Origin of the sequence: Enterobacter sp. DSM 30060 (genome assembly GCF_013375955.1) — a bacterium.
In the GTDB taxonomy this organism is placed as follows: domain Bacteria; phylum Pseudomonadota; class Gammaproteobacteria; order Enterobacterales; family Enterobacteriaceae; genus Enterobacter; species Enterobacter intestinihominis.
Map to the genome: position 1 here is coordinate 1,199,439 of NZ_CP056118.1, position 23,566 is coordinate 1,223,004.

Consider the following 23,566-nt stretch of genomic DNA (forward strand, 5'->3'; position numbering starts at 1 on the left):
CGCTAACCCTCCTCCTCCGTCATGCTTAGAAAAACGCCTGACGGAGGATGCCATGAAAACCCGAAAACTGACGGAAGCCGACGTAACGTCCGAGTCTGTCTTTATGCTACAGCGTCGCCAGATCCTGAAAATGCTTGGCATCAGCGCCACTGCCCTGACGCTCACCCCTGCGGCCCACGCCGATCTGCTCGACTGGTTTAAGGGCAACGACCGCCCGAAAGCCCCCTCTGGCGCACCGCTTAACTTCACGAAACCGGCGCAGTGGCAGAATAAACTGACGTTGACGCCGGAAGATAAAGTCACCGGCTATAACAACTTCTATGAGTTTGGCCTCGATAAGGCCGATCCTGCCGCCAACGCCGGGAGCATGAAAACCGATCCCTGGACGCTGAAGATTGATGGCGAAGTGGCAAAGCCGCTGACGCTGGATCATCATGACCTCACCACCCGCTTCCCACTTGAAGAACGCATTTACCGTATGCGCTGTGTGGAAGCCTGGTCGATGGTGGTGCCGTGGGTAGGTTTCCCTTTGCATAAACTGCTGGCGCTGGTTGAGCCCACCAGCAACGCGAAGTATGTTTCCTTCCAGACGCGCTATGCCCCGGACGAGATGCCAGGCCAGAAGGATCGGTTTATCGGCGGCGGGCTGGAGTATCCCTACGTTGAAGGTTTACGTCTCGACGAAGCCATGCATCCGCTTACGCTGCTCACCGTCGGGGTTTACGGCAAAGCGCTGCCGCCGCAAAACGGGGCGCCCATTCGCCTGACCGTACCGTGGAAATACGGTTTCAAGGGCATCAAATCGATCGTCAGCATTAAGCTCACCCGTGAACGCCCACCCACCACCTGGAACCTCGCAGCGCCAGATGAGTATGGTTTTTTTGCCAACGTTAACCCGCACGTTGATCATCCACGCTGGTCGCAAGCGACGGAACGTTTTATCGGTTCCGGCGGCGCGCTGGATGTTAAACGCCAGCCAACGCTGCTGTTTAACGGCTATGCAGATGAGGTGGCATCCCTCTATCGTGGGCTGAATTTACGGGAGAACTTCTAAGTGCGTTTAACGGCAAAGCAGATAACCTGGCTGAAGGTACTCCTGCATTTAGCCGGATTGCTCCCCTTTATCTGGCTCTTTTGGGCAGCCAGCCAGGGACAGTTCAGTGCCGATCCGGCTAAAGATATTCAGCATTTTACGGGTCGGATGGCTCTGAAATTTTTGCTGGCGACCTTGCTCGTCTCACCGCTGGCGCGCTACGCTAAACAGCCATTGCTAATACGTACCCGTCGGCTTTTGGGGCTATGGTGTTTTGCCTGGGCGACGCTGCATCTCACCAGTTACGCCCTGCTGGAACTGGGCATTAACAACCTGGCACTCCTTGGCAGCGAACTGGTTACGCGTCCTTATCTGACGCTGGGTATCGTAAGCTGGCTGGTTTTGCTGGCGCTGACGCTGACATCCACGCAGTACGCGCAGCGAAAAATGGGACGGCGCTGGCAACTGCTGCACAACTTCGTCTATCTTGTCGCGATCCTCGCGCCCATCCATTACCTGTGGTCGGTGAAGATATTATCTCCTCAGCCGGTCATCTACGCCCTGCTGGCATTGGCCCTTTTAGCATGGCGTTACAAGAAGTTCCGCCAGTGGGTACGATAGTCCACGAAACTGTGCGTTTTCCCGCAGATTATTTATCAGCCGCGAATCTTTTTCGGATAGCGGTTGATAATCTTCCCTGATAAGACCAGTATTTAGCTGCCAAATGCTACGAAATCGTTATAATGTGCGACTTCGGTTTTCCGGACAGGGGTTTTTGGCCTCTGAAAGGGTGACAATTGCGTGTTGAGGGTATATGTTGTTTTTTACCCGAAAATCGCAGGAGATAGCGGCACAATGGCTGACAAATTCCAAATTTTAGTATTGAACGGACCGAACCTGAACATGCTCGGCACCCGTGAGCCAGAGAAGTACGGCACGCTGACATTGAGCGAAATTGTTAACCGTCTGGGTACGGAAGCAGCCTCGCTGAATGTGGATTTGGACCATTTTCAGTCAAACGCGGAGTACGCAATCATCGACCGTATTCATCAGGCTAAAGACACTGTGGACTATATCCTGATCAATCCGGCCGCGTTTACGCACACCAGTGTTGCTATACGCGACGCACTGCTCGCGGTGAGTATCCCGTTTATCGAGATCCATCTGAGTAACGTGCACGCCCGAGAGCCGTTCCGCCACCATTCCTACTTGTCAGATATCGCCGCTGGCGTGATATGTGGGCTGGGTGCAGACGGCTATTCATACGCTTTACAGACAGCGGTAAAACGCTTGTCACAATCACACTAAACAAGAGTACGGAACCCACTCATGGATATTCGTAAGATTAAAAAACTGATCGAGCTGGTTGAAGAATCAGGCATCTCCGAACTGGAAATTTCTGAAGGCGAAGAGTCTGTACGCATCAGCCGTGCAGCCCCAGCCGCTAGCTTCCCGGTAATGCAGCAAGCTTATGCTGCGCCAGTGCAGCAGCCTGCGCTCTCCGCAGCCGTTGCACCAGCAGCAGAAGCCGCACCTGCAGCAGCTGCAGAAATCAGTGGTCACATCGTACGTTCCCCAATGGTTGGTACTTTCTACCGCACCCCGAGCCCGGACGCGAAAGCGTTCATCGAAGTGGGTCAGAAAGTCAACGTAGGCGATACCCTGTGCATCGTTGAAGCCATGAAAATGATGAACCAGATCGAAGCAGACAAATCAGGTACTGTGAAAGCGATTCTGGTCGAAAGTGGTCAGCCGGTAGAATTTGACGAGCCGCTGGTCGTCATCGAGTAACGAGGCGAACATGCTGGATAAAATTGTTATCGCCAACCGTGGCGAGATTGCACTGCGTATTCTTCGTGCCTGTAAAGAACTGGGCATCAAGACCGTGGCCGTGCACTCAAGCGCGGATCGCGATTTAAAACACGTATTGCTGGCGGATGAGACGGTCTGTATCGGTCCGGCTCCGTCCGTAAAAAGCTATCTGAACATCCCGGCGATCATCAGCGCCGCCGAAATCACTGGCGCGGTCGCGATTCACCCGGGTTATGGTTTCCTCTCTGAGAACGCCAACTTTGCTGAGCAGGTTGAACGCTCTGGCTTTATCTTCATTGGCCCGAAAGCCGACACCATTCGCTTGATGGGTGACAAAGTGTCTGCCATCACCGCGATGAAAAAAGCCGGCGTGCCAACCGTACCGGGCTCTGACGGCCCGCTGACCGACGATATGGATGCTAACCGCGCCCATGCTAAACGCATTGGCTACCCGGTTATCATCAAGGCGTCTGGCGGCGGCGGCGGTCGCGGTATGCGCGTTGTACGCAGCGATGCTGAACTGGCGCAGTCCATCTCCATGACCAAAGCGGAAGCGAAAGCGGCTTTCAGCAATGACATGGTGTACATGGAAAAATACCTGGAAAACCCACGCCACATCGAAATTCAGGTGCTGGCTGACGGTCAGGGCAACGCGATCTATCTGGCTGAACGTGACTGCTCCATGCAGCGTCGTCACCAGAAAGTCGTCGAAGAAGCGCCAGCGCCGGGCATTACGCCGGAACTGCGTCGCTACATCGGTGAGCGTTGCGCCAAAGCGTGTGTCGATATCGGCTATCGCGGGGCGGGTACCTTTGAGTTCCTGTTCGAAAACGGCGAGTTCTACTTCATTGAGATGAACACCCGTATTCAGGTTGAACACCCGGTGACCGAAATGATCACCGGCGTTGACCTGATCAAAGAACAGCTGCGTATCGCAGCCGGTCAGCCGCTGTCCATCAAACAGGAAGAAGTTGTGGTTAAAGGCCATGCGGTAGAGTGCCGTATCAACGCCGAAGACCCGAACACCTTCCTGCCAAGCCCGGGTAAAATCACGCGTTTCCACGCGCCGGGTGGCTTTGGTGTGCGCTGGGAGTCCCATATTTACGCCGGTTACACCGTACCGCCGTATTATGACTCAATGATCGGTAAGCTGATCTGCTACGGCGAAAACCGTGACGTGGCCATTGCCCGCATGAAGAACGCCCTTCAGGAGCTGATCATCGACGGGATCAAAACCAACGTAGATCTCCAGATGCGCATCATGAGCGACGAGCACTTCCAGAATGGTGGTACTAACATCCACTACCTGGAGAAAAAACTCGGTCTGAACGAGAAGTAAGAGACCAGTGTTGTTAAAAGGCCGGATTATCCGGCCTTTTTTATTTCTGGGGATCGCAAAGCCCCATCATGTACAATCCCCGCTTTCTTCATCCACAAGGGACAAAAAATGGACAAACGTTTTGTTCAGGCCCATAAAGAAGCGCGCTGGGCGCTGTGGCTGACCCTTCTCTATCTCGCTGCATGGTTAGTAACTGCTTACTTACCTGATTCAGCGATTGGCATTACCGGCCTCCCGCACTGGTTTGAAATGGCCTGCCTGCTGCTGCCGCTGGTGTTTATTGTGCTGTGCTGGGCGATGGTGAAATTCATCTATCGCGATATCTCCCTGGAGGACGATGATGCAGCTTGAAGTCATTCTGCCGCTTGTCGCTTACCTGTTCCTGGTGTTTGGCCTGTCGGTTTATGCGATGCGTAAACGTTCGACCGGCACCTTTCTGAACGAGTATTTCCTCGGGAGCCGCTCAATGGGTGGCGTCGTGCTGGCCATGACGCTGACCGCTACTTACATCAGCGCCAGCTCGTTTATCGGTGGCCCGGGCGCCGCTTATAAGTACGGACTGGGCTGGGTACTGCTGGCCATGATCCAGCTGCCTGCCATCTGGCTCTCTCTGGGCATACTGGGTAAAAAGTTTGCCATTCTGGCCCGTCGCTACAATGCCGTGACGCTGAACGATATGCTGTTTGCCCGCTATCAGAGTCGCTTGCTGGTATGGCTGGCAAGCCTGAGTCTGCTGGTGGCGTTTATTGGTGCGATGACGGTGCAGTTTATCGGCGGCGCACGTCTGCTGGAAACGGCAGCCGGGATCCCCTACGAGACGGGTCTGGTCATTTTCGGTGTGAGTATCGCGCTGTACACCGCGTTTGGCGGGTTCCGTGCCAGCGTTCTGAACGACACGATGCAGGGAATGGTGATGCTCATTGGCACTCTCGTTCTGCTGGTGGGTATCGTGCATGCCGCAGGGGGCCTGAGCCATGCGGTTGAAACCCTGGAAGCGATCGATCCGAAACTGGTCTCGCCGCAGGGGGCGGATGACATCCTCTCTCCAACCTTTATGACCTCGTTCTGGGTGCTGGTGTGCTTTGGCGTGATTGGCCTGCCGCATACCGCCGTGCGCTGCATCTCATATAAAGACAGCAAAGCGGTACACCGCGGGATTATTATCGGGACAATTGTGGTGGCAATCCTGATGTTTGGTATGCACCTGGCGGGCGCGCTGGGACGCGCGGTGATCCCTGACCTTACCGTACCGGATCTGGTCATTCCAACCCTGATGGTGAAAGTACTTCCGCCGTTTGCTGCCGGAATTTTCCTCGCCGCACCCATGGCGGCCATTATGTCGACCATCAACGCTCAGTTGCTGCAAAGTTCCGCTACGATCATTAAAGATCTCTATCTGAATTTGCGCCCTGAACAGGTCGAAAATGAGCGACGCCTCAAGCGCATGTCGGCGGTGATTACCCTGGTGCTGGGGGCGTTGCTGCTGCTGGCCGCGTGGCGTCCACCGGAGATGATCATCTGGTTGAACCTGCTCGCCTTTGGCGGGCTGGAAGCCGTTTTCCTGTGGCCGCTGGTGCTGGGGCTGTACTGGGAACGCGCGAATGCCGCGGGTGCATTAAGCGGCATGATTGTCGGGGGCGTCCTGTATGCCGTTCTCGCCACGTTGAAAATTCAGTATCTTGGCTTTCACCCGATCGTGCCTTCGTTACTGTTAAGTTTACTGGCGTTTGTGGTGGGTAACCGTTTTGGCCGTCCCGTTCCACCCGCCACCCTGATTTCTACTGATAAATAAAGAGTTTTGCCATGCCGTGGATCCAATTGAAACTGAACACAACCGGCGCGAACGCCGAAGAACTGAGTGATGCGCTGATGGAGGCCGGTTCGGTCTCTATCACGTTCCAGGACACGCATGACACGCCGGTCTTTGAGCCGCTACCAGGCGAAACGCGCCTGTGGGGTGATACGGACGTTATCGGCCTGTTCGATGCAGAAACCGACATGAAAGAGGTCGTGGCGATTCTGGAAAACCATCCGCTGCTGGGCGCGGGTTTCGCGCATAAAATCGAACAGCTGGAAGACAAAGACTGGGAACGCGAGTGGATGGACAACTTCCATCCAATGCAGTTTGGTCAGCGTCTGTGGATCTGCCCAAGCTGGCGCGACGTTCCCGATGAAAATGCGGTCAACGTAATGCTGGATCCGGGTCTGGCGTTCGGCACCGGTACCCACCCGACAACCTCCCTGTGCCTGCAATGGCTGGATGGCCTGGATCTGGAAGGCAAAACCGTGATCGACTTCGGTTGCGGATCCGGGATCCTCGCTATCGCGGCGCTGAAACTGGGCGCGGCAAAAGCCATCGGGATCGACATCGATCCGCAGGCGATTCAGGCCAGCCGTGATAACGCCGAGCGTAATGGCGTTTCCGATCGCCTTGAACTGTATCTGCCCGATGCACAGCCAGAGGCCATGAAAGCCGATGTGGTGGTCGCGAATATCCTGGCTGGCCCGTTACGCGAGCTGGCGCCGTTAATCAGCGTGCTGCCGGTTGAAGGCGGTCTGCTGGGCCTGTCCGGTATCCTTGCCAGCCAGGCAGACAGCGTCTGTGAAGCCTACGCCGATCTCTTTGCGCTCGACCCGGTTGTCGAGAAAGAAGAGTGGTGTCGCATCACCGGTCGTAAAAAATAAGCCTTTGGCGTGGTCGTCTGACCACGCCTTTTCCCTTCGGTTTTTTCTCCCCCCTTCATCCTTTCTTCGATAAAATAACCTCACAAATCATAATGTTACTCATTGATTTGGATAATAAAATTCACAGGAAGAATACGATGAAACACATTTCAGGCAAGGCAGCGCTGCTGGCGCTGAGCATGATTTCGGCTACGGCTTACGCATCACACTGGAGCTATCAGGGAGAAGGCGCACCGGAACACTGGGGCGAACTGGACGAGGCGTACAAGACGTGTAAAAGCGGAATGTATCAGTCGCCGGTCAACATAGACAACACGGTCAAAGCCCACATCTCTCCGCTGGAAACGCACTATATCGACGGCCCGGTCATTCTGACAAACAACGGCCATACTATCCAGGCGAGTGAAAATGCCGATACACGCGACAGCATCACGCTTGATAAACAGCGCTGGACGTTACAGCAGTTCCATTTCCATGCACCATCCGAAAACACGGTGCACGGTAAAAAATACGCAATGGAAATGCATCTGGTCCATAAAAACGCTGACGGCGAACTGACGGTCGTTGCCGTTATGTTCGATCAGGGCGCGGCAAACGCTGCACTGGATAAACTCTGGGGCGTGATGCCAGGACAGGTTGACCAGAACGTTACAATTAAGCCAACCCTCGATATGAATAAATTACTGCCTGCGGATAAAACCTACTGGCGTTTTAGCGGCTCCCTGACCACACCACCGTGCTCAGAAGGGGTGACATGGTTGGTGCTCAAGCATCCGCTGACCGTCTCTGCTGAACAGCTGCAAAAATTCACTCACACTACGCACCACGAAAACAGCCGCCCGGTTCAGCCGCTTCATGGCCGTCTGGTTGTTGAATAAGCCGATTTTTTGCGCTGATATCCTGTGCTGAAATGCGACGCAGATCGCAAAGAAGCGCCATAATCTGCTGCATATCGCAGCAGATTATCCCGGCCAATTGATTCATTTATTCAGAAATGATGAGAAGTTACGGGAAATTGTAAGCGCCCACAAAATGTTCATTTCTTCATAACACAATGATTTAAATAGCGAATAATCTTATCCGAAAAGAATGACTGGCGATTCCTTGATCTACAACAGAGGATTGTTCAAAGTTTGGCCTTTCATCTCGTGCAAAAAATGCGTAATATACGCCGCCTTGCAGTCACAGTATGGTCATTTCTTAACTCATGCGCATCGGACACCACCAGCTTAGAAATCGCCTGATCGCAGCCCCAATGGCAGGTATTACCGACCGGCCGTTCAGGACGCTGTGCTACGAGATGGGAGCAGGATTAACCGTTTCCGAGATGATGTCGTCTAACCCGCAGGTTTGGGAAAGCGACAAGTCCCGCCTTCGGATGGTGCACGTGGATGAGCCAGGTATCCGCACCGTGCAAATTGCCGGAAGCGTGCCTGAAGAGATGGCAGATGCCGCGCGTATTAACGTGGAAAGTGGCGCCCAGATTATTGATATCAATATGGGTTGCCCGGCCAAAAAGGTGAATCGCAAGCTTGCAGGTTCAGCCCTTCTGCAATACCCCGACCAGGTGAAGTCAATCCTGACGGCGGTTGTCAGCGCAGTGGACGTTCCTGTTACGTTGAAGATTCGCACGGGTTGGTCGCCGGAACACCGTAACTGTGTAGAGATTGCCCAACTGGCCGAAGACTGTGGCATTCAGGCCCTGACCATTCATGGACGCACTCGCGCCTGTTTGTTCAACGGTGAAGCTGAATACGACAGCATTCGGGCAGTTAAGCAGAAAGTTTCCATTCCGATTATCGCGAATGGCGACATAACTGACCCGCTTAAAGCCAGAGCTGTGCTCGACTATACGGGAGCTGATGCTCTGATGATAGGACGTGCCGCTCAGGGAAGACCCTGGATCTTTCGGGAAATCCAGCATTATCTGGACACTGGGGAGCTGCTTGCCCCGCTGCCTCTGGCAGAGGTTAAGCGCTTGCTTTGTTCGCATGTTCGGGAACTGCATGACCACTACGGCCAGGCAAAAGGGTACCGAATTGCGCGTAAACACGTATCCTGGTATCTCCAGGAGCACGCTCCAAATGACCAGTTTCGGCGCACATTCAACGCCATTGAGGATGCCAGCGAACAGCTGGAGGCGTTGGAGGCATACTTCGAAAATCTTGCGTAATGAAATAAAGAGCTGACAGAACTATGTTCGAACAACGCGTAAATTCTGACGTACTGACCGTTTCTACCGTTAACTCTCAGGATCAGGTGACTCAAAAGCCCCTGCGTGACTCGGTTAAACAGGCACTGAAGAACTATTTTGCTCAACTGAACGGTCAGGATGTTAATGACCTGTATGAGCTGGTACTGGCTGAAGTTGAACAGCCACTGTTGGACATGGTGATGCAATACACCCGTGGTAATCAAACCCGCGCTGCCCTGATGATGGGCATCAACCGTGGTACCCTGCGTAAGAAATTGAAAAAATACGGCATGAACTGATACTAATCAGTTAAATGCTTGTTTAAAAAGGCGCTCTTCGGCATGGGGAAGCGCCTTTTTTATTGCCCGGATGGGCGACCGTCAACGCTTTGTAAACCTTCTCCTTCCCCACTTTTCAACGCCCGCTTTTCGTGTATATTTCCACCACCTTACAGGCTCTCTTTTCGCGGAATGACACATGATTCGTAAATACTGGTGGCTGGTCGTTTTTGCTGTCTCTGTTTTCATTTTCGATGCGCTGCTGATGCAGTGGATTGAACTGATGAGCACCGAAACCGATAAATGTCGCAATATGAATTCCGTGAACCCGCTAAAACTGGTCAACTGCTCAGAGCTGGACTAGCCTCTTCCATCCTGTACCCCTCTGTTATCACCCAATAAAAACAGGGGCTTAAATCACTTTTCGTCATTTCCTGACGATGATAATGTCTGTGCCCTTTCCAACCGCTCTTGCTTAACGTCTCACAACGAGTGAACAGACCATGCTGGTTAGCCAATACAACCAAATCCTCGTCGTCATCTCCTTTATTGTCGCCATTCTTGCCGCCTATACCGCGCTGAATATGGCTGCGCGCGTTGCCGGAAGCCAGGGCGTCGCTGCACGCGTCTGGCTGGCAGGTGGCGGAGTTTCGATGGGGATTGGCGTGTGGGCGATGCATTTCATCGGTATGCTGGCGATGGATCTTTCCATGAGCATGAGTTACAACGCGACCCTGACCGTGCTTTCGATGATTATCGCCATCAGCTCGTCAATGTTCGCCCTGTGGCTCGTTAGCGGCGAGCAGCTACATTTGCGCCGACTGCTGCCTGGCGCCGTCGTGATGGGTGCAGGCATAGTTACCATGCACTACACCGGTATGGCTGCCCTGGAGGTTACTCCGGGTATTGTCTGGGATAAAACGTGGATGGCTATCTCTGTGGGCATAGCCCTTGCCGCTTCACTGGCCGCTCTTTGGCTGACGTTCCGTTTACGTCAGGAAGCTGCACGAATGGCGTTGATGCGTCTGGGGGCGGCGATCACCATGGGCATCGCTATCGCTGGCATGCATTACGCCGGCATGGAAGCAGCACAATTTCCAATGTCGACGATGGTCCACCATCATGGTATTAACGGGAGCTGGCTGGCGATACTGGTTAGCGTGGTCGCGCTCGCTATTCTGGGGATTACGCTGCTGGTATCGATGTTCGATGCCCGCCTTCAGGCTCGTACCTCGCTGCTGGCCTCATCCCTGGCAGAAGCTAACCGTGAACTCGCACAGCTGGCGTTGCATGATACGCTGACGCGCTTACCCAATCGTATTCTGCTTGAGGATCGCCTCGATCAGGCCATCAGCAAGGCCGATCGCGAAGGAAGCCCTTTCGCGCTGATGTTTATGGATCTTGATGGCTTTAAAACCGTCAACGATGCCTATGGTCATGATGTCGGTGACAAGCTTCTGGTTGCGGTGACTCAGCGTTTGCTGTTGCAGTTGAAAGGTCAGTACACGCTGGCGCGTATCGGTGGGGATGAATTCGTCCTGCTGGCCGAAACCACTACCCCGGATGATGCTGCCTCACTGGCAAATTCACTGGTACGCGTCATTGATAGCCCGTTCCATCTCGATCCTTACGAACTGATGGTCACCCTGAGCATTGGCATTGCGCTCTATCCACACGATGGCAAAACCGATCGTGAACTGATGTTTAACGCTGATGCTGCGATGTACCATACGAAACATATGGGTCGTAACGGTTATCACTTCTTTCAGCCGTCAATGAATACGCTGGCGCAGACGCATCTTCAGCTGATGAATGATCTGTGGCAGGCCATCGACCGTAATGAGTTACGTCTGCTTTATCAACCTAAATTCCACGCCCCTGCCGGGCCGGTCATCGGATTCGAAGCGCTGTTACGCTGGCAGCATCCCAAACAGGGATTACTGCCCCCCGACCTGTTTCTACCGCTTGCAGAGAAAACCGGGCTGATTATTCCAATTGGAAACTGGGTAATCGACGAGGCCTGCCGCCAGCTTCGAGAATGGCACCTTCAGGGCCACACGGACTGGTCAATGGCGGTGAATCTTTCTACGTTGCAGTTCGAACAGCCGTCGCTGGTTAAAACGGTTCTCGATTGTCTGACGCGCCATAGCGTACCGCCCGGCATGTTGATCCTGGAGGTGACCGAAACCACGGCGATGAGCAATCCGGACGAAAGCGTTCGTGTCCTGACAGCGCTGACGGATGCGGGCGTAAAAGCCTCGATAGACGATTTTGGTACAGGTTATTCAAGCCTTCTTTATCTTAAGCGACTCCCTGCCTGCGAGTTGAAAATCGATCGTGCTTTTGTAAAAGAGTTAAGTGGAGAGAGTGAAGATGCGACGATCGTCTCGGCGATTATTGCCCTGGCAAAAACGCTGAATCTGAAGGTCGTGGCAGAAGGGGTCGAAACCGCAGCGCAGCAGACCTTTCTGACAGAACTGGGATGCAATACGCTACAGGGTTATCTGCTGGGCAAACCGATTACCGCGCAGGCTATTATGGAACAGTGCCAGCACGGGGAGATGTCACCATCCCGTATGCAATCATGAGGCTGTATCGTAGAACACTGGCGCCACTCGAGTGATATTTAGTGTCGCAAGAATATTATCCACCAGCGCCGGCGCCTGTTTGTACAGATTAAAACTGTTGCTATCCATTAACCAGTTTTTAATGACTCCGCTAAAAAATGCGTGGAAAACAATCAGCGCCAGTTCAATATTAGTTTGGGAAGAAATAATGCTACGCGCAACGCATTGTCTCAACGTCCTGCGAAGATAAGTATCGTTTAAACCGATCCGCTTGCGTATTTCACATTCTGAAATCACATCGTCATGAAATTCACACTTATGATACAGAATTTGTAAAAGAGCATACTGACGTGGCTCGCTCGCAATATATTGCAGCGCGACAATAAACTGTTCACGAAGCATTAACAAAGGGTCATCTTTTTCAGAAAGTATTAACCTGTCACGAATCATTTCACGCAGCGGCAATTGCTGTTCCCAGATGGCGTTAAATATTTCCGCTTTACTCGAAAAATGCCAGTAAACCGCCCCGCGAGTAAGTTGAGCAGCATCGGCGATGTCGGTAAGCGTGGTATTAGCCACGCCACGTGTCGCGAATAGCCCGATAGCGGCTTCAATCAGCTGCTGCCGGGTCTTTTGAGCCTCTTCTTTCTTTTTACGCGCCATAGCCTGCTACTCATTACTTATACGGTTGATACGACATCAAACGTTATTAAAGGGTCGTGTAAGTCAAAGTATTCACCATAACCCGTTTTAGTTTTGCACAAAAAAAGTCAATTCATTTAATTTATAATTCATACGAATAAATTGAGCGAATCAAATTCATTAAATAAATAGTTTGTATTTACTCATAAGTATTCCGTTGATTATCCTGACAGAAGCCGGATTTCGAATACACTGGTTCAGAATCTGATTTTGCTTTTTATTGCCTCCATCAGCACTTATAAATTAAAAAACCTTGAATACCCTCATTATTATACGCAGCTACATTTCTTTTTTTGCCTCACACCCTTTCACCGACTTATGGCATATATCGGTTCAAGGGTAGTTTAAGGAACAGTAATGACGAATCACTTCAGACGCTTACCCTTATCCGGTTTCATTGTCTGTGCTGCACTGCTCGCCGGGTGCGATGGGCAAGAAAACCCACAGCAGCATGGGCAAGCTCCTCAGGTCAGTGTTCATATTGTCAAAAGCGCGCCACTGGCCGTAACGACGGAATTGCCAGGCAGAACTGACGCTTATCGTGTAGCGGAGGTTCGTCCCCAGGTAAGTGGTATCATTCTGCACCGTAATTTTACCGAAGGCAGCGACGTCAAAGCGGGTGAATCACTTTATCAGATCGATCCGGCCACCTATCAGGCAGCCTACGACAATGCGAAAGGTGAACTGGTAAAAGCGCAGGCGGCGGCAAACATAGCCCATCTGACGGTAAAACGTTACCTTCCGCTGGTCGGTACGCAATATGTGAGCAAGCAGGAGTATGATCAGGCGGTGGCAACCGCCCAGCAGGCGGATGCAAGCGTCGTTGCCGCGAAAGCTGGCGTTGAGAGCGCGCGGATCAATCTTGCTTATACGAAAGTCACATCGCCAATCAACGGGCGCATTGGCAAATCCAGCGTCACTGAAGGGGCGTTAGTCACTAATGGTCAGTCAACCGCACTGGCGACAGTTCAGCAGCTCGATCCCATTTATGTCGATGTAACGCAATCCAGCAGCGATTTTATGCGTCTGAAGCAGCAGACGAGCCTGCAAAAGGGAGACACCAGCAGCGTTGAGTTGCTGATGGAAAATGGCCAGCCTTATCCGCTGAAAGGAACGCTCCAGTTCTCTGATGTCACGGTAGATGAAAGTACCGGCTCAATCACCCTTCGCGCTCTCTTCCCTAACCCTCAGCATATGCTGTTACCGGGTATGTTTGTCCGTGCACGCATTGACGAAGGCACACAGCCTGATGCCATCCTTGTTCCCCAGCAGGGGGTAACCCGTACACCTCGCGGTGATGCAACCGTGCTTGTGGTAAACGATAAAAACCAGGTGGAATCTCGCACTGTCGTTGCACCGCAGGCGATTGGCGATCGGTGGTTGATCACGGAAGGTCTGAAAAATGGCGACCGCGTCATTATCAGCGGCCTGCAAAAAGTTCGCCCTGGCGTCACCGCCGTGGCTATTCCTGATACCGCCGCGACTCCAGCCAGTTAAGGGATAACGAGATGGCTAATTTCTTTATTCAACGGCCTGTTTTCGCCTGGGTGCTCTCCATCATTCTGATGATTGCGGGCGGGCTGGCCATTTTAAAACTGCCGGTGGCGCAATATCCAACCATTGCGCCGCCAGCAGTTGCGGTGACAGCGACCTACCCTGGCGCTGATGCCCAGACGGTCCAGGATACCGTGACGCAGGTTATCGAACAGAACATGAACGGAATCGACAATCTGATGTACATGTCGTCCACCAGTGATTCTGCCGGTAACGTCACCATCACCCTGACGTTCGAGTCGGGTACGGATCCTGATATCGCGCAGGTGCAGGTTCAGAACAAACTCCAGCTCGCTATGCCGCTGCTACCGCAAGAAGTACAGCAACAGGGGATCGGCGTGGAAAAATCCAGCAGCAGCTTCCTGCTGGTCGCGGGATTTGTGTCGGATAATAAAAACCTCACTCAGGATGATATCTCCGACTATGTCGCTTCTAACGTAAAAGATGCGATCAGCCGTACTTCCGGCGTCGGTGATGTGCAGCTGTTCGGTGCGCAGTATGCAATGCGCATCTGGCTGGACAGCAACGCGATGAATAAATATCAGCTCACGCCGTTGGATGTCATTAACCAACTGAAAACGCAGAACGACCAGATTGCTGCGGGCCAGTTGGGAGGTACGCCGTCCGTACCAGGGCAGCAACTGAACGCCTCAATTATTGCTCAAACGCGCCTCAAATCGCCGGAGGAGTTTGGCCGTGTGACGCTGAAGGTGAACCAGGACGGTTCAATGGTCCACCTGAAAGATGTGGCCCGCATTGAGCTGGGTGGCGAAAACTACAACATGGTCACCAAAATCAATGGCCAGGCAGCAACGGGGCTCGGGATCAAGCTGGCGACTGGCGCAAACGCGCTGGATACCGCTGCCGCCATTAAGAGTAAACTGGCGCAGTTGCAGCCCTTCTTTCCTCAGGGCCTGAAAGTCGTTTATCCGTACGACACCACACCTTTCGTGAAGATCTCAATCCATGAAGTGGTGAAGACGCTGTTTGAAGCGATCGTTCTCGTGTTCCTGGTGATGTACTTGTTCCTGCAAAACCTGCGGGCAACCCTTATTCCGACTATTGCCGTGCCCGTGGTGCTACTGGGTACCTTTGCGGTACTGGCTGCGTTTGGTTTCTCCATTAACACCCTGACGATGTTCGGGATGGTATTGGCGATAGGTTTGCTCGTCGATGATGCCATCGTGGTGGTTGAGAACGTAGAACGCGTCATGGTTGAGGACAAGCTGCCGCCAAAAGAGGCGACCCAGAAGTCGATGGAGCAAATCCAGGGCGCTCTGGTGGGCATTGCCATGGTGCTTTCAGCGGTGTTTATTCCGATGGCATTTTTTGGAGGTTCAACCGGGGCTATCTATCGTCAGTTCTCGCTGACCATTGTCTCCGCGATGGCCTTATCGGTGCTGGTGGCGTTGATATTAACGCCTGCTTTATGTGCAACGCTGCTCAAACCGGTTTCCAGCGACCATCATGAAAAGAAAGGTGGATTCTTCGGCTGGTTTAACGCGCTTTTTGATAAGAGCGTGGAGCACTACAGCAACAGCGTGAGCGGCATTTTACGTAAGACCGGACGCTATCTGCTGGTTTACGTCATCATCGTCGGCGGCATGGCAGTACTGTTCCTGCGCCTGCCTTCCTCCTTCCTGCCGGAAGAGGATCAGGGGGTGTTTATGACGATGGTTCAGCTGCCAGCAGGGGCGACGCAGATGCGTACCCAGCAGGTACTCGATCAGGTTCAGGACTATTATCTGACGAAAGAGAAAGCGAACGTTGAATCGGTCTTTACCGTAAACGGATTTAGCTTTAGCGGGCAGGGGCAGAACTCCGGTATCGCTTTCGTCAGCCTGAAGCCATGGGAAGAACGCCCGGGCAAGGAAAACGGCGTTGAGGCGATTGTCAGCCGCGCAACGAAAGCGTTTAGCCAGATCAAAGATGGTCTTGTATTTCCGTTTAACCTCCCTGCCATTATTGAACTGGGTACCGCAACAGGCTTTGACTTTGAACTGATTGACCAGGCAAACCTGGGACATACGCAGCTCACGCAGGCACGTAACCAACTGCTTGGCATGGTAAGGGAACATCCTGACTTACTGGTCCGCGTGCGTCCTAACGGACTGGAAGATACGCCACAGTACAAACTGGATGTCGACCAGGAGAAGGCCCAGGCGCTGGGTGTGAGCATATCTGATGTCAATCAGACCATCTCAACAGCATTGGGTGGCACTTATGTGAACGACTTTATCGATCATGGACGCGTGAAAAAAGTTTATGTCCAGGCTGATGCTCGCTTCCGTATGTTACCAGGAGATATTAACGACCTGTATGTGCGTAGTGCTAACGGCGAAATGGTGCCTTTCTCTGCCTTTAGCAGCTCTCACTGGGTGTACGGCTCACCTCGTCTGGAACGTTACAATGGGATGCCATCAATGGAGATCCTCGGTGAGTCTGCGCCAGGCAAAAGTACCGGTGAGGCAATGGAGATGATGGAAAGCCTTGCGTCGAAACTGCCTTCCGGAATTGGCTACGACTGGACGGGGATGTCTTATCAGGAACGTCTTTCCGGAAATCAGGCTCCAGCACTGTATGCCATTTCACTGATTGTGGTGTTCCTGTGTCTGGCGGCTCTCTATGAAAGCTGGTCAATTCCATTCTCGGTCATGCTGGTTGTGCCCCTGGGGGTGATCGGCGCGCTTCTGGCTGCATCAATACGTGGGCTGAACAATGACGTTTACTTCCAGGTTGGTCTGCTTACGACAATTGGTTTATCAGCCAAAAACGCCATACTGATCGTTGAGTTCGCCAAGGATCTTATGGATAAAGAAGGCAAAGGGATTATTGAAGCCACGCTGGAAGCCTCACGTATGCGTCTGCGCCCTATCCTGATGACCTCTCTGGCATTTATCCTTGGTGTTATGCCTCTGGTCATCAGTAGTGGCGCAGGTAGTGGGGCACAAAACGCTGTCGGGACGGGCGTGATGGGAGGGATGCTGTCAGCCACTCTGCTGGCCATTTTCTTTGTTCCTGTTTTCTTCGTTGTTGTCCGGAGACGGTTTACAAAGCATAAGGATTAATGAAAATCATAAAGGCACCTCTGGTGCCTTTTTAATTTCCTGTCAGCATTCTAATAAAAAGACATCTCTTCACATTTCCTCCATAAATAATCAACGCCCCTCTTTTTTCTCCATGATTTTTACAATCCACACAATTTGAGATTATTCCCCGTGCTGTATGGTATTAGTGCGGTGGTAAAATAATCATCAATTCGTAAATTGCCGCATCGGCTCTTAAGCGAATAAGCGATCATATTGAGGTAACATCATGAAAAGATTCCTTTCCGTTGCACTTCTCGCTGCGCTGCTTGCTGGTTGCGCGCACGACTCTCCCTGTGTACCGGTATACGACGATCAGGGGCGACTGGTTCACACCAATACCTGTATGAAGGGGACTACCCAGGATAACTGGGAAACAGCAGGTGCGATTGCCGGTGGCGCCGCAGCAATAGCTGGCCTGACTCTCGGTATTGTCGCCCTGACTAAATAATACTTTTAAAAGCGCGGCCATCGCCGCGCTTTTATTTTATCTAATCAAAGGGATGTATATTTCCCCTCTCAGATATCATCAGATAATTTTTAGATTCAGTATCCTGTTTTTTTATAGCCCTATTTCCTTACCTATACAACCTCAGTCTGAATCACTGAATTGATTTAACGCTGCTGCGAGTAAGCATTATGCATTCCGTGAATTCATTTATAGCTGGGTTAAGACGCTTTAATACGTCAGTAAGGTATTAACGGCACTCGTTGGAATATCTGATAAGGAAATTGGTTTAGCTGAGGGCATAACGCAAAAAGGCCATCCTTTCGGATGGCCTTTTTGCTTGTTTGATGTCTGGCAGTTCCCTACTCTCACATGGGGAGACCCCACACTACCATCGGCGCTACGGCGTTTCACTTCTGAGTTCGGCATGGGGTCAGGTGGGACCACCGCGCTAAAGCCGCCAGACAAATTCTTTTACTTCTTGCCGAACTTTAACCTAAGTATAAAGTGGTGCTGATACCCAGAGTCGAACTGGGGACCTCACCCTTACCAAGGGTGCGCTCTACCAACTGAGCCATATCAGCACGCTAAATTTGATGCCTGGCAGTTCCCTACTCTCACATGGGGAGACCCCACACTACCATCGGCGCTACGGCGTTTCACTTCTGAGTTCGGCATGGGGTCAGGTGGGACCACCGCGCTAAAGCCGCCAGGCAAATTCTGTTAATCTGTATCAGGCTGAAAATCGTGTCTGTCTCTTCGCCGAAACAGCTTCGGCGTTGTAAGGTTAAGCCTCACGGTTCATTAGTATCGGTTAGCTCAACGCATCGCTGCGCTTACACACCCGACCTATCAACGTCGTCGTCTTCAACGTTCCTTCAGGAGACTTAAAGTCTCAGGGAGAACTCATCTCGGGGCAAGTTTCGTGCTTAGATGCTTTCAGCACTTATCTCTTCCGCATTTAGCTACCGGGCAGTGCCATTGGCATGACAACCCGAACACCAGTGATGCGTCCACTCCGGTCCTCTCGTACTAGGAGCAGCCCCCCTCAATTCTCCAGCGCCCACGGCAGATAGGGACCGAACTGTCTCACGACGTTCTAAACCCAGCTCGCGTACCACTTTAAATGGCGAACAGCCATACCCTTGGGACCTACTTCAGCCCCAGGATGTGATGAGCCGACATCGAGGTGCCAAACACCGCCGTCGATATGAACTCTTGGGCGGTATCAGCCTGTTATCCCCGGAGTACCTTTTATCCGTTGAGCGATGGCCCTTCCATTCAGAACCACCGGATCACTATGACCTGCTTTCGCACCTGCTCGCGCCGTCACGCTCGCAGTCAAGCTGGCTTATGCCATTGCACTAACCTCCTGATGTCCGACCAGGATTAGCCAACCTTCGTGCTCCTCCGTTACTCTTTGGGAGGAGACCGCCCCAGTCAAACTACCCACCAGACACTGTCCGCAACCCGGATTACGGGTCTACGTTAGAACACCAGCCATTAAAGGGTGGTATTTCAAGGTTGGCTCCACGCAGACTGGCGTCCACGCTTCAAAGCCTCCCACCTATCCTACACATCAAGGACCAGTGTTCAGTGTCAAGCTATAGTAAAGGTTCACGGGGTCTTTCCGTCTTGCCGCGGGTACACTGCATCTTCACAGCGAGTTCAATTTCACTGAGTCTCGGGTGGAGACAGCCTGGCCATCATTACGCCATTCGTGCAGGTCGGAACTTACCCGACAAGGAATTTCGCTACCTTAGGACCGTTATAGTTACGGCCGCCGTTTACCGGGGCTTCGATCAAGAGCTTCGCGTTGCCGCTAACCCCATCAATTAACCTTCCGGCACCGGGCAGGCGTCACACCGTATACGTCCACTTTCGTGTTTGCACAGTGCTGTGTTTTTAATAAACAGTTGCAGCCAGCTGGTATCTTCGACTGATTTCAGCTCCGTCCGCAGGGACTTCACCTACACATCAGCGTGCCTTCTCCCGAAGTTACGGCACCATTTTGCCTAGTTCCTTCACCCGAGTTCTCTCAAGCGCCTTGGTATTCTCTACCTGACCACCTGTGTCGGTTTGGGGTACGATTTCGTGTTACCTGATGCTTAGAGGCTTTTCCTGGAAGCAGGGCATTTATCACTTCAGCACCGTAGTGCCTCGTCATCACACCTCAGCGTTAATAAGGTACCGGATTTACCTGGAACCTCCGCCTACATGCTTAAACCGGGACAACCGTCGCCCGGCTGACATAGCCTTCTCCGTCCCCCCTTCGCAGTAACACCAAGTACAGGAATATTAACCTGTTTCCCATCGACTACGCCTTTCGGCCTCGCCTTAGGGGTCGACTCACCCTGCCCCGATTAACGTTGGACAGGAACCCTTGGTCTTCCGGCGAGCGGGCTTTTCACCCGCTTTATCGTTACTTATGTCAGCATTCGCACTTCTGATACCTCCAGCACCCCTCACAGGACACCTTCAACGGCTTACAGAACGCTCCCCTACCCAACAACACATAGTGTCGCTGCCGCAGCTTCGGTGCATGGTTTAGCCCCGTTACATCTTCCGCGCAGGCCGACTCGACCAGTGAGCTATTACGCTTTCTTTAAATGATGGCTGCTTCTAAGCCAACATCCTGGCTGTCTGTGCCTTCCCACATCGTTTCCCACTTAACCATGACTTTGGGACCTTAGCTGGCGGTCTGGGTTGTTTCCCTCTTCACGACGGACGTTAGCACCCGCCGTGTGTCTCCCGTGATAACATTCTTCGGTATTCGTAGTTTGCATCGGGTTGGTAAGCCGGGATGGCCCCCTAGCCGAAACAGTGCTCTACCCCCGAAGATGAGTTCACGAGGCGCTACCTAAATAGCTTTCGGGGAGAACCAGCTATCTCCCGGTTTGATTGGCCTTTCACCCCCAGCCACAGGTCATCCGCTAATTTTTCAACATTAGTCGGTTCGGTCCTCCAGTTAGTGTTACCCAACCTTCAACCTGCCCATGGCTAGATCACCGGGTTTCGGGTCTATACCCTGCAACTTAACGCCCAGTTAAGACTCGGTTTCCCTTCGGCTCCCCTATACGGTTAACCTTGCTACAGAATATAAGTCGCTGACCCATTATACAAAAGGTACGCAGTCACCCCATAAAGAGGCTCCCACTGCTTGTACGTACACGGTTTCAGGTTCTTTTTCACTCCCCTCGCCGGGGTTCTTTTCGCCTTTCCCTCACGGTACTGGTTCACTATCGGTCAGTCAGGAGTATTTAGCCTTGGAGGATGGTCCCCCCATATTCAGACAGGATACCACGTGTCCCGCCCTACTCTTCGAGTTCACAGCATGTGTGCTTTCGTGTACGGGACTATCACCCTGTACCGTCGGACTTTCCAGACCGTTCCACTAACACACAAGCTGATTCAGACTCCGGGCTGCTCCCCGTTCGCTCGCCGCTACTGGGGGAATCTCGGTTGATTTCTTTTCCTCGGGGTACTTAGATGTTTCAGTTCCCCCGGTTCGCCTCGTTAACCTATGTATTCAGTTAACGATAGTGCAACGGATTGCACTGGGTTTCCCCATTCGGACATCGCCGGGTCAAAGGTTCATATCACCTCGCCGGCGCTTTTCGCAGATTAGCACGTCCTTCATCGCCTCTGACTGCCAGGGCATCCACCGTGTACGCTTAGTCGCTTAACCTCACAACCCGAAGATGTTTCACTTCTGATTGCGAAAATTTGAGAGACTCGAACACACCATTAAAGATGTGTCGTTTCAATTTTCAGCTTGATCCAGATTTTTAAAGAGCAAATATCTCAAACATGACTCGCAAGTCAGTTTTGAGATATGACGGCAGGTGACTTTCACTCACGAACCAGCAAGTGGCGTCCCCTAGGGGATTCGAACCCCTGTTACCGCCGTGAAAGGGCGGTGTCCTGGGCCTCTAGACGAAGGGGACGTACAGTCTCAATCGCAAGACGCCTTGCTATTTATTTTTCATCAGACAATCTGTGTGGACACTACAAAGGCAGGTTCTTTAAGGTAAGGAGGTGATCCAACCGCAGGTTCCCCTACGGTTACCTTGTTACGACTTCACCCCAGTCATGAATCACAAAGTGGTAAGCGCCCTCCCGAAGGTTAAGCTACCTACTTCTTTTGCAACCCACTCCCATGGTGTGACGGGCGGTGTGTACAAGGCCCGGGAACGTATTCACCGTGGCATTCTGATCCACGATTACTAGCGATTCCGACTTCATGGAGTCGAGTTGCAGACTCCAATCCGGACTACGACGCACTTTATGAGGTCCGCTTGCTCTCGCGAGGTCGCTTCTCTTTGTATGCGCCATTGTAGCACGTGTGTAGCCCTACTCGTAAGGGCCATGATGACTTGACGTCATCCCCACCTTCCTCCAGTTTATCACTGGCAGTCTCCTTTGAGTTCCCGGCCTAACCGCTGGCAACAAAGGATAAGGGTTGCGCTCGTTGCGGGACTTAACCCAACATTTCACAACACGAGCTGACGACAGCCATGCAGCACCTGTCTCAGAGTTCCCGAAGGCACCAAAGCATCTCTGCTAAGTTCTCTGGATGTCAAGAGTAGGTAAGGTTCTTCGCGTTGCATCGAATTAAACCACATGCTCCACCGCTTGTGCGGGCCCCCGTCAATTCATTTGAGTTTTAACCTTGCGGCCGTACTCCCCAGGCGGTCGACTTAACGCGTTAGCTCCGGAAGCCACGCCTCAAGGGCACAACCTCCAAGTCGACATCGTTTACGGCGTGGACTACCAGGGTATCTAATCCTGTTTGCTCCCCACGCTTTCGCACCTGAGCGTCAGTCTTTGTCCAGGGGGCCGCCTTCGCCACCGGTATTCCTCCAGATCTCTACGCATTTCACCGCTACACCTGGAATTCTACCCCCCTCTACAAGACTCTAGCCTGCCAGTTTCGAATGCAGTTCCCAGGTTGAGCCCGGGGATTTCACATCCGACTTGACAGACCGCCTGCGTGCGCTTTACGCCCAGTAATTCCGATTAACGCTTGCACCCTCCGTATTACCGCGGCTGCTGGCACGGAGTTAGCCGGTGCTTCTTCTGCGGGTAACGTCAATCGACAGGGTTATTAACCCTGTCGCCTTCCTCCCCGCTGAAAGTACTTTACAACCCGAAGGCCTTCTTCATACACGCGGCATGGCTGCATCAGGCTTGCGCCCATTGTGCAATATTCCCCACTGCTGCCTCCCGTAGGAGTCTGGACCGTGTCTCAGTTCCAGTGTGGCTGGTCATCCTCTCAGACCAGCTAGGGATCGTCGCCTAGGTGAGCCGTTACCCCACCTACTAGCTAATCCCATCTGGGCACATCCGATGGCAAGAGGCCCGAAGGTCCCCCTCTTTGGTCTTGCGACGTTATGCGGTATTAGCTACCGTTTCCAGTAGTTATCCCCCTCCATCAGGCAGTTTCCCAGACATTACTCACCCGTCCGCCACTCGTCAGCGAAGCAGCAAGCTGCTTCCTGTTACCGTTCGACTTGCATGTGTTAGGCCTGCCGCCAGCGTTCAATCTGAGCCATGATCAAACTCTTCAATTTAAGTTTGATGCTCGTGAATTAAACTTCGTAATGAATTACGTATGTTCACTCAGAGACTTGGTATTCATTTTTCGTCCGAGGACGTTAAGAATCCATGTCACTTTGAGTGCCCACACAGATTGTCTGATAAATTGTTAAAGAGCAGTTGCGACGCGCTTCAGCGCTCTGTCGCGAGGTGGCGTATATTACGCTTTCCTCTTTCAGAGTCAACCCGTTATTTCAGGATTTTTCTCTTCAACCGACCGGGTAGTCTGTGAAGTGATTCACATCTGCCGTGTCGATGGAGGCGCATTAT

Annotated in this window: 17 protein-coding genes, 2 tRNA genes and 4 rRNA genes; 16 read left to right on the forward strand and 7 right to left on the reverse strand. The window is 52.5% G+C overall.

What is annotated here, in order from left to right; translation table 11 throughout:
* Positions 1-52 precede the first annotated feature (52 nt).
* The 13 genes from msrP to HWQ15_RS05725 all read left to right on the forward strand — a co-directional run bounded on the left by msrP (position 53) and on the right by HWQ15_RS05725 (position 11,929).
* Entirely contained in the window at positions 53-1,054 is a 1,002-nt protein-coding gene (gene msrP, locus HWQ15_RS05665; protein ID WP_032626457.1) for a protein-methionine-sulfoxide reductase catalytic subunit MsrP, read from the forward strand.
* A complete protein-coding gene (msrQ, locus tag HWQ15_RS05670) occupies positions 1,055-1,654 on the forward strand; it encodes a protein-methionine-sulfoxide reductase heme-binding subunit MsrQ (RefSeq protein WP_022649567.1) in 600 nt (199 codons plus the stop codon).
* Positions 1,655-1,888: 234 nt separating this feature from the next.
* Entirely contained in the window at positions 1,889-2,341 is a 453-nt protein-coding gene (gene aroQ, locus HWQ15_RS05675; RefSeq protein ID WP_022649568.1) for a type II 3-dehydroquinate dehydratase, read from the forward strand.
* A 21-nt stretch (positions 2,342-2,362) separates the two neighbouring features.
* Complete coding sequence (gene accB, locus HWQ15_RS05680) at positions 2,363-2,824, forward strand: acetyl-CoA carboxylase biotin carboxyl carrier protein (RefSeq protein ID WP_010436174.1); 462 nt, start codon at positions 2,363-2,365, stop codon at positions 2,822-2,824.
* A 10-nt stretch (positions 2,825-2,834) separates the two neighbouring features.
* Positions 2,835-4,184, forward strand: a complete 1,350-nt coding sequence (gene accC, locus HWQ15_RS05685) for an acetyl-CoA carboxylase biotin carboxylase subunit (protein WP_003860388.1) — start codon at positions 2,835-2,837, stop codon at positions 4,182-4,184.
* Positions 4,185-4,292: 108 nt separating this feature from the next.
* Positions 4,293-4,535, forward strand: coding sequence for a YhdT family protein (locus HWQ15_RS05690; RefSeq protein WP_022649569.1), 243 nt, complete (start codon positions 4,293-4,295; stop codon positions 4,533-4,535).
* Positions 4,525-5,976, forward strand: coding sequence for a sodium/pantothenate symporter (gene panF, locus HWQ15_RS05695; protein WP_022649570.1), 1,452 nt, complete (start codon positions 4,525-4,527; stop codon positions 5,974-5,976). Before HWQ15_RS05690 ends, panF begins: the two co-directional genes overlap by 11 nt.
* An 11-nt stretch (positions 5,977-5,987) precedes the next feature.
* The gene (prmA, locus tag HWQ15_RS05700) at positions 5,988-6,869 is read left to right on the forward strand and encodes a 50S ribosomal protein L11 methyltransferase (RefSeq protein WP_022649571.1); all 882 of its coding nucleotides are present in this window, start codon (positions 5,988-5,990) and stop codon (positions 6,867-6,869) included.
* 137 nt (positions 6,870-7,006) lie between these two features.
* Positions 7,007-7,747: a carbonic anhydrase gene (locus tag HWQ15_RS05705; protein WP_063149051.1), complete on the forward strand. Its 741-nt coding sequence runs from the start codon at positions 7,007-7,009 to the stop codon at positions 7,745-7,747.
* Positions 7,748-8,076: 329 nt separating this feature from the next.
* Positions 8,077-9,042 carry a tRNA dihydrouridine synthase DusB gene (gene dusB, locus HWQ15_RS05710; protein WP_006812176.1) on the forward strand — a complete coding sequence of 322 codons (966 nt, stop codon included), beginning with the start codon at positions 8,077-8,079 and terminating at the stop codon, positions 9,040-9,042.
* A gap of 23 nt (positions 9,043-9,065) precedes the next feature.
* Positions 9,066-9,362, forward strand: coding sequence for a DNA-binding transcriptional regulator Fis (gene fis, locus HWQ15_RS05715; protein ID WP_000462905.1), 297 nt, complete (start codon positions 9,066-9,068; stop codon positions 9,360-9,362).
* A 178-nt stretch (positions 9,363-9,540) separates the two neighbouring features.
* Positions 9,541-9,705 carry a DUF2556 family protein gene (locus HWQ15_RS05720; RefSeq protein WP_003860373.1) on the forward strand — a complete coding sequence of 55 codons (165 nt, stop codon included), beginning with the start codon at positions 9,541-9,543 and terminating at the stop codon, positions 9,703-9,705.
* 139 nt (positions 9,706-9,844) lie between these two features.
* Positions 9,845-11,929, forward strand: a complete 2,085-nt coding sequence (locus HWQ15_RS05725) for a bifunctional diguanylate cyclase/phosphodiesterase (protein WP_045622129.1) — start codon at positions 9,845-9,847, stop codon at positions 11,927-11,929.
* On the opposite strand, the gene envR is transcribed toward HWQ15_RS05725, so the two are convergent.
* Entirely contained in the window at positions 11,924-12,571 is a 648-nt protein-coding gene (envR, locus tag HWQ15_RS05730; RefSeq protein WP_022649574.1) for an acrEF/envCD operon transcriptional regulator, read from the reverse strand. The two genes, HWQ15_RS05725 and envR, sit on opposite strands and share 6 nt — an antisense overlap.
* 396 nt (positions 12,572-12,967) lie before the next feature.
* Here envR and HWQ15_RS05735 point away from each other — a divergent pair, with 396 nt between their 5' ends.
* From HWQ15_RS05735 to HWQ15_RS05745, 3 genes are all read left to right on the forward strand, one after another.
* On the forward strand, positions 12,968-14,107 hold the full coding sequence (locus HWQ15_RS05735; RefSeq protein WP_022649575.1) for an efflux RND transporter periplasmic adaptor subunit: 1,140 nt from the start codon (positions 12,968-12,970) through the stop codon (positions 14,105-14,107).
* Between the two features lie 11 nt (positions 14,108-14,118).
* Positions 14,119-17,232, forward strand: coding sequence for an efflux RND transporter permease subunit (locus tag HWQ15_RS05740; RefSeq protein ID WP_022649576.1), 3,114 nt, complete (start codon positions 14,119-14,121; stop codon positions 17,230-17,232).
* 247 nt (positions 17,233-17,479) lie between these two features.
* Positions 17,480-17,701 carry a lipoprotein gene (locus HWQ15_RS05745; protein WP_003860364.1) on the forward strand — a complete coding sequence of 74 codons (222 nt, stop codon included), beginning with the start codon at positions 17,480-17,482 and terminating at the stop codon, positions 17,699-17,701.
* Between the two features lie 346 nt (positions 17,702-18,047).
* Here HWQ15_RS05745 and rrf (HWQ15_RS05750) read toward each other — a convergent pair.
* The 6 genes from rrf (HWQ15_RS05750) to HWQ15_RS05775 form a co-directional block, all read right to left on the reverse strand.
* Positions 18,048-18,163: ribosomal RNA gene (gene rrf, locus HWQ15_RS05750) — 5S ribosomal RNA — on the reverse strand.
* 43 nt (positions 18,164-18,206) lie between these two features.
* A tRNA-Thr gene (locus HWQ15_RS05755) sits at positions 18,207-18,282 on the reverse strand.
* A gap of 14 nt (positions 18,283-18,296) precedes the next feature.
* Positions 18,297-18,412, reverse strand: a 5S ribosomal RNA gene (gene rrf / locus HWQ15_RS05760).
* Positions 18,413-18,481: 69 nt separating this feature from the next.
* A 23S ribosomal RNA gene (locus HWQ15_RS05765) occupies positions 18,482-21,386 on the reverse strand.
* Between the two features lie 183 nt (positions 21,387-21,569).
* Positions 21,570-21,645: transfer RNA gene (locus tag HWQ15_RS05770), tRNA-Glu, on the reverse strand.
* A gap of 84 nt (positions 21,646-21,729) precedes the next feature.
* Positions 21,730-23,271 (reverse strand): 16S ribosomal RNA (locus HWQ15_RS05775).
* The 16S, 23S and 5S rRNA genes sit together here with 2 tRNA genes alongside, the layout of an rRNA operon.
* Positions 23,272-23,566 lie beyond the last annotated feature (295 nt).